The sequence below is a fragment of the Arthrobacter sp. JCM 19049 genome, assembly GCF_001310435.1.
Map to the genome: position 1 here is coordinate 1 of NZ_BAXF01000108.1, position 6218 is coordinate 6218.

At 62.3% G+C, this 6218-nt stretch carries 5 protein-coding genes, 4 tRNA genes and 2 pseudogenes; 5 read left to right on the forward strand and 6 right to left on the reverse strand.

Going from position 1 to position 6218, the window contains the following annotated elements:
- A partial coding sequence (locus JCM19049_RS07030) for an enoyl-CoA hydratase/isomerase family protein (protein ID WP_306420725.1) occupies positions 1–372 on the reverse strand: 372 nt, incomplete at its 3' end.
- A 244-nt stretch (positions 373–616) separates the two neighbouring features.
- Between JCM19049_RS07030 and JCM19049_RS07035 the strand changes: the two are divergent.
- Positions 617–1416: pseudogene (locus JCM19049_RS07035) on the forward strand (exodeoxyribonuclease III).
- Between the two features lie 328 nt (positions 1417–1744).
- Positions 1745–2224 (forward strand): hypothetical protein, encoded by a 480-nt coding sequence (locus JCM19049_RS07040; protein WP_054821233.1) that lies wholly within the window; start codon positions 1745–1747, stop codon positions 2222–2224.
- A 129-nt stretch (positions 2225–2353) separates the two neighbouring features.
- Here the strand turns inward: JCM19049_RS07040 and JCM19049_RS07045 are convergent.
- From JCM19049_RS07045 to JCM19049_RS07060, 4 genes are all read right to left on the reverse strand, one after another.
- Positions 2354–2430: transfer RNA gene (locus JCM19049_RS07045), tRNA-Asp, on the reverse strand.
- Between the two features lie 60 nt (positions 2431–2490).
- Positions 2491–2563 (reverse strand) — tRNA-Phe (locus JCM19049_RS07050).
- Positions 2564–2616: 53 nt separating this feature from the next.
- Positions 2617–2690, reverse strand: a tRNA-Asp gene (locus JCM19049_RS07055).
- A 54-nt stretch (positions 2691–2744) separates the two neighbouring features.
- Positions 2745–2817: transfer RNA gene (locus tag JCM19049_RS07060), tRNA-Glu, on the reverse strand.
- Positions 2818–3042: 225 nt separating this feature from the next.
- Between JCM19049_RS07060 and JCM19049_RS07065 the strand changes: the two genes are divergently transcribed.
- The 3 genes from JCM19049_RS07065 (at position 3043) to JCM19049_RS07075 (ending at position 5596) form a co-directional block, all read left to right on the forward strand.
- Positions 3043–3333, forward strand: coding sequence for a metallopeptidase family protein (locus tag JCM19049_RS07065; protein WP_279402664.1), 291 nt, complete (start codon positions 3043–3045; stop codon positions 3331–3333).
- Between the two features lie 707 nt (positions 3334–4040).
- Positions 4041–5183, forward strand: a complete 1143-nt coding sequence (locus tag JCM19049_RS07070; RefSeq protein ID WP_054821234.1) for a hypothetical protein — start codon at positions 4041–4043, stop codon at positions 5181–5183.
- The gene (locus JCM19049_RS07075) at positions 5180–5596 is read left to right on the forward strand and encodes a C40 family peptidase (RefSeq protein ID WP_054821235.1); all 417 of its coding nucleotides are present in this window, start codon (positions 5180–5182) and stop codon (positions 5594–5596) included. Before JCM19049_RS07070 ends, JCM19049_RS07075 begins: the two co-directional genes overlap by 4 nt.
- Positions 5597–5840: 244 nt before the next feature.
- Here the strand turns inward: JCM19049_RS07075 and JCM19049_RS07080 are convergent.
- Positions 5841–6218 (reverse strand): annotated as a pseudogene (locus JCM19049_RS07080) (universal stress protein); the annotation flags it as partial.

Sequence of the window (6218 nt, forward strand, 5' to 3'; positions counted from 1 at the left end):
CGCGCGCGCCAGCAGGTGGGTGCCGCCCACGTCGGGAAAGAATCCGATGGAGACCTCTGGCATGCCGCATTTGCTGGCCTCGGTGACCACACGGTGGCTGCCGTGGGCCGAGATGCCTATGCCTCCGCCCAGAACGATGCCGTCCATGAGGGCGATGTAGGGTTTGGGGTATTCGTCAATCAGCGCATTGAGCTGGTATTCAATGCGCCAGAATTCCTCGGTCGACCCTTCGCGGTCATTAATGTCGCGATAGATGGCAACGATGTCTCCACCGGCACACAGCCCGCGCTCCCCGGCCCCGGTCACCGCGACCTGGTGGATCTGCGGATCATCACGCCAAGCCAGCAAAACGTCGAGCATCTGCTGGCACATCGCGGTCGTCAGGCGTTCAGCGCACGGGGACGGTCCAAGGTGATTAGCCCCAGGGTGCCGCGCTGTTCAATGCGGATATCGCTCATCTATCAGGCCTTCTCGTGAGGACGGTCACATTCTACTGACGAATATACTCGGACATCCAAGTATTTTGAAGGGTCCCATCCAAACTCGCTCGCCGCAGCGGCCAGCCCGTGATTTCATCGACCCGGATTCCCGCGCCAAAAATTGATAGGTTGAAGACGTGAAGATTGCGACTTGGAATGTGAACTCCCTCAGGCCCGCGCCGACCGTGTCGAGGACTGGCTGCGGCGCACCGACGTCGATGTCCTGGCGATCCAGGAAACCAAGTGCAAGGACGAGAACTTCCCCTGGGAACTGTTCGAAAACAACGACTACGAGGTGGCCCATTTCGGGGTGAACCAGTGGAATGGGGTGGCGATCGCCTCCCGCGTGGGGCTGGACGACGTCGAACGCACCTTTGGCGGTCAACCCTCCTTCGGCAAGGGTGGGAAGGATCCGATCCAGGAGCCGCGCGCCATGGCCGCCACCTGCAACGGCGTTCGCGTGTGGAGCCTCTACGTTCCCAATGGACGCGCACTGGATGACGAGCACATGGAATACAAGCTGCAGTGGCTCGATGTGCTGAAGGACAATGCGGCCTCCTGGCTGGAACGGGATCCCGACGCCCAAATTGCCCTGGCCGGGGACTGGAACATTGCTCCAAGGGACGAAGATGTGTGGGACATCGACTTCTTCGTTGAGAACCGGATGACCCACGTTTCCGAGCCCGAGCGCGCCGCGTTCCGGGCCTTTGAGACCGCAGGGTTCAGCGACCCGGTGCGCCCCTTCACCGAGGGCGCCTTCACCTACTGGGACTACACTCAGCTGCGCTTCCCGCGTGGTGAGGGTATGCGCATCGACTTCGCGCTAACCTCGCCGGCGCTGGCCGCCCGGGTGAACAATGCCTGGATTGACCGTGAAGAACGCAAGGGCAAGGGTGCTTCGGACCATGCCCCGGTGGTTGTGGAGCTCGCCGGCTGATGACTCCGGAGATCTCTGGCCCACTTCAGGAGCTGAGTGCAGCCACCGCTCACCTTCGGGTGTATGAACCGCTGGCCGCCTTTGAGGACTGGGCGCAGAGTATCATCCTGTCCACCCCCAAGCGCGACTGGCAACAATCCGAGGAACATGAAACCCGTCTGCTCTGGACACGCACGTTGCGCAGGGTTTCGGATCCCTTCCCCCACGACGAGCCGGAGTTCTTCCGAGCGGTAACCGTCGCTGGCTATGACGGTACAGAGCACACGCGTACTGCCCAGGCCAACTGCCGGCCCGGGCGCTGCTCGCCGCGGAGCAGGCGGAGGAAGCTATGCGTCCGGAGGTTTTTGACCTGCTCGTTCCCCCCGCAGCGCGGGAAGCCAACGCTGTCCGGTTGGACACCAACCGGCTGGCCGAGGACCTGACGCACCTGAACACCCGCACCTCCAGCTGGGGCATCCCCTTGAGCTGGTTCGCGCTCTTCCGCGAGGATGACGAGGTTCGGGTTCACCAGCAGGGCGACAAGTTGCGCTCGGTTCGCCTGCTGACCACGTTTTCGCAGGCAGTGGAGCGACTGTCTTGGGCCCTGAACGTCATGGTCGCGCACGCCGCCCAGGCCCCGCTGTTTGAAGAACTGGGACAATTGGGCACCTGGCTGGAGGGCTTTGACCGGGAGTCGGTGCTTGAACTCGATTACGGCCCCTGGCCGAATTGGTCTGGCCGGACGATTCGGTCAATGACCTGCACCATGGCCTGCAGGCGCTGGAAGAGAGCGACACCACCGGGGCGGCTGCCGCATACCGCAGGTTAAGCAACCGGTGGCTGGGGCCGCGACATCTGGGACGCGCCAACTAGGGCCGGCCACGGGAGGCGGGTGAGCCTTCGGTCCGCGCCACCGACAAGCTTAACGCAAAAAGCCTTCCCGAAGGAAGGCTTTTCTTGGCGACCCTGACGGGACTTGAACCCGCGACCTCCGCCGTGACAGGGCGGCGCGCTAACCAACTGCGCTACAGGGCCATGTGATTTGGATTGCCACCCAAACGACATAGTAAAACCCTCGGTCACCCGAGGCTTGCGTGGCTCCGACCGGCGTCGATCCGGTGACCTTTCGATTTTCAGTCGAACGCTCTACCAACTGAGCTACAGAGCCTGGCATCGCCATTGCTGACGGACACCCGGTATCCAATTTCTTGGAAACCTAAGCGACCCTGACGGGACTTGAACCCGCGACCTCCGCCGTGACAGGGCGGCGCGCTAACCAACTGCGCTACAGGGCCTTGCTATTGCAAGCCGGTGAATTACTCCACCTGGCAATCGATACCGATTGCTTGTACCCCCAACGGGATTCGAACCCGTGCCGCTGCCGTGAAAGGGCAGTGTCCTAGGCCGCTAGACGATGGGGGCCTATGATCTGCTGCGGTTTCTTGCGTCTCCGCTGCGGACTTCAATAACTATACGTGGCATTTTTTGATTTCGCAAAACGAGCTCCACCCCTCCCGTGGCGCACCCGAAGACCCTTCGCCGCCATCTTCCAACGTAGTCTGGAGGCATGGATTTGCAGATGCCCGACGAGGAGTTTGACGAGCTGGTCCGTCAGGCGATCGAGCGATTCCCGCCTCTGCTCAGCGCATGATGGATAACGTCGCCTTCTTCATTGAAGACGAGTACGAACCCTTGCCCGGAGAACCGGAAAACACCGAGATTCTGGGCATCTATGAGGGCATCGCCCTCACCGAGCGGGACCACGACTGGGCGGCGGGTGCCATGCCGGACCGGATCATCATCTTCAAAAACCCAACGCTGCGGGTCTGCCGATCACCTGAAGAAGTGGTACGGGAAGTGGGCATTACCGTTATGCACGAGCTCGCTCATCACTTCGGCATCGGTGACGCCCGACTGCATGAATTGGGCTGGGGATAGCTCCGAAGGCGGCGCAAAGTTTTTTGAGATCTGCGTCACCAGGCAGGTTCCCGCCGCAGGGCGAGACCGCCGCACCCCACGCCGATCGCGACCGGATCAAACCGCGGATCCCCTTAAGAGCCTATCTATAGGTAACGGACGAGAGCTGCCGGAGAGGGGCCGCACCCGACGCCATCCGACCCAGCCCGTGTTGGATCCAGGACCACCGCCCGGACTCTTTCCGACAGCGAATGCAGGACGCTTCCTTATACCGAATCGCAACAATCCTCCAAATTCTGAGACGTTCATGCGGAGTTTAGCGAGGCCCAGCACTAGCTCAAGGAAACCCAATCTCTTTCATGCATACCAAAAGTCCTCATGTCACACCGTTTCGGAAGAATCTTCCAGCAATGTAATTCATGTGACTGGTGTGACGAGTGTTGCCATCGGTTACGGAATTGGCCTAGTGTGCTAGTTGGAACCTTATCCAAACCGTGACCTTTGAGACGGATTTCGAAGGCTTCATAACAACGGATGCGGGCACCACTCATCATCATTCAAAACTCGTGAGGAACGACCACATGCCTAAACGCCACACGCTCAGCGTCGCTGCATGCTCCCTTGCCCTGGCTGCCACCTGCCTCGCCGGCGCCATTCCGGCGGCGGCCTCCAGCCAGCCATCTGTTACCTCATCCTTCACGGTCCCGGCAGCACCAGAAGGTTCGAGCATGCCCACTGCCGCAGAGGTGGAAGCCGCCAAGGGCGACAAGGCCGCGACCGACGCCATGATCAGCCGACTGGAGAGCTCACTGGCCGCCAGCCGGGATCAGCTGGAGCAGGCGGAAGCTGAGGCACTGCAGGCGCAAGATGTTCTACTCACGGCCACCGAAGAGCGCGACGCCCGCGTTGCCGAGGCCGACCGGGCCCGCGAGCAGGTGAAACTGGCCAAGACCTACTTGGACCAGAGCCGCGAAGCCGTTGGAAATATCGCGGCCGACCTGTACCGCGGCGGCGCAAGCTCCTCCACCCTGGGCATTCTCCTGCAGGACGACGAGTCCAACGACGTGTTCTACAAGGCCGCAACCATTGATGCGCTGAGCCAAAGCCAATCCCACAAACTGAACTCCGCCGCTGAAGCGCAGGCCCTGGTCGACGCCTGGCAGGATTATTCGTCTGCAGCCGAAAAGGCGGCAAAGAAGGCCACCGAGGACTACGATCAGGCTGCTTCGACCGCCAACTCCACGTTGAACCGCTACGAATCCGCCGTGGATCCCCAGCGCAAGCTGCGCGACGAACTGATCGGTCACCTGGCCACCCTGCAAGAGCAGGAAGAAGCCGAGGTTCGCAAGCAGGTCGAGAAGGCTGAAGCCAAGGCGGACGAAGAGAAGCTTGACTCCGTCATTGCCCAGGACACTGAGCCCAAGGTTGAGGACAACGAGCAGGCCCCGACGGTCGGGCAGGTCACTCCGCTGACGGTGGAGAAGCCTCAGGAACTGGCTGCCAGCGAGCCGGAGGACTCACAGGAGCAGGACAAGCCGAACGTGGCGCCAACTCCGGAAGTCGAAACGGAGCAGGCCGAGGAGGAGAAGCCTCAGGAAGCAGCCAAGCCGACCCCGAAGCCGGAGCAGAGCAAGGCACCCGAGCCAGAGCAGCCAAAGGCCGAAAAGCCGAAGGCCACCGAGAAGCCCGAGGAAACCAGCAAGCCGAAGGCGGATAAGCCCAAGGAATCAACGAAGCCAAAGACGGAAAAGCCCAAGCTGAGAAGCCGAAGGAAACCGCCAAGCCCAAGCCGAAGCCGCAGCCGCAGCCGCAGGCCACTCCGAAGCCTGCTCCCAAGCCGAAGCCTAAGCCGCAGCCTAAGCCGCAGGTGACGGAGAAGCCCAAGGAAACCATCACCCCGCAGAGCAGCAGCAACTACTCGGCGGCGATCTCCTGGGCCATGAAGACCGCCAATGACCCGAGCAAGTACTACGTCTTCGGCGCCAATGGCCCGAACGCCTTCGACTGCTCCAGCTTTGCCCAGCGGGCCTTCGCCCAGTCGGGCATCTCCTTGCCACGTTCCTCCACCCAGCAGTACCAGGCTGCCCCGCAGTACGTGTCGCTGAGCCAGTTGCGCCCAGGGGACCTGGTCTTCTCCTCCTCCAACGGTGGGGCTTCCATGTACCACGTGGCCATCTACATCGGCAACGGACAGGTCGTGCACGCACGCAACCCACAGGCCGGCATCTCGGTGACCCCGCTGAGCTACGTCAACAACATCATGCCGCGGGCGGCACGCTACTAGGCACACCCGAAAGGGACAGCCGGCACCCGGTCACAGGGACCGTGGATGGAGCATTCTTCTCGAACTGCCCCGCCCACGGTCCCTTTTCATGCCCCGCACACCTGACCCGGCGGATGCAGGGCTCCCCAACCCTCCGCGCAACCCCCTGACGCCCAGCGGCCGCTGGATCACCGGGGCTTCCCGGCGGTCCAGCGGCCGCTCGTTCCGGCTTCCGGCTACGCGAGTGCCGGAGCGCTGGGTCTTTCTACTGTTCCTCTTCCTCGAAGTCCTTGCGGTCTGCCAGACGCGGGTCCTCGCTGTCCGGGACCACCATCACCGGGCCCTTCGAGTGGTGCAGCACGCCTGGCTGGTCGAGCCCAACAGCATGCCGGCAAATCCGCCGCGGCCCCGCGAACCGGTCACGGTCAACACCGCGTGCTCGGATTCACGGATCAGCACTTCCACCGGAGGGCCGGGGATGACATCGGTTTCCAGTTTCAAATCCGGGAAATGGGACTTCAGCCAGCGTGCACCGACTTCCATCTGATAGCGCACGTCTTCGAGCACCGCCTCCTGGTCCACGGTGGCCGGCATCCAGGCCAGCGCGGCACTGACCGGGGCCACAGCGCACACGACGCGCAGG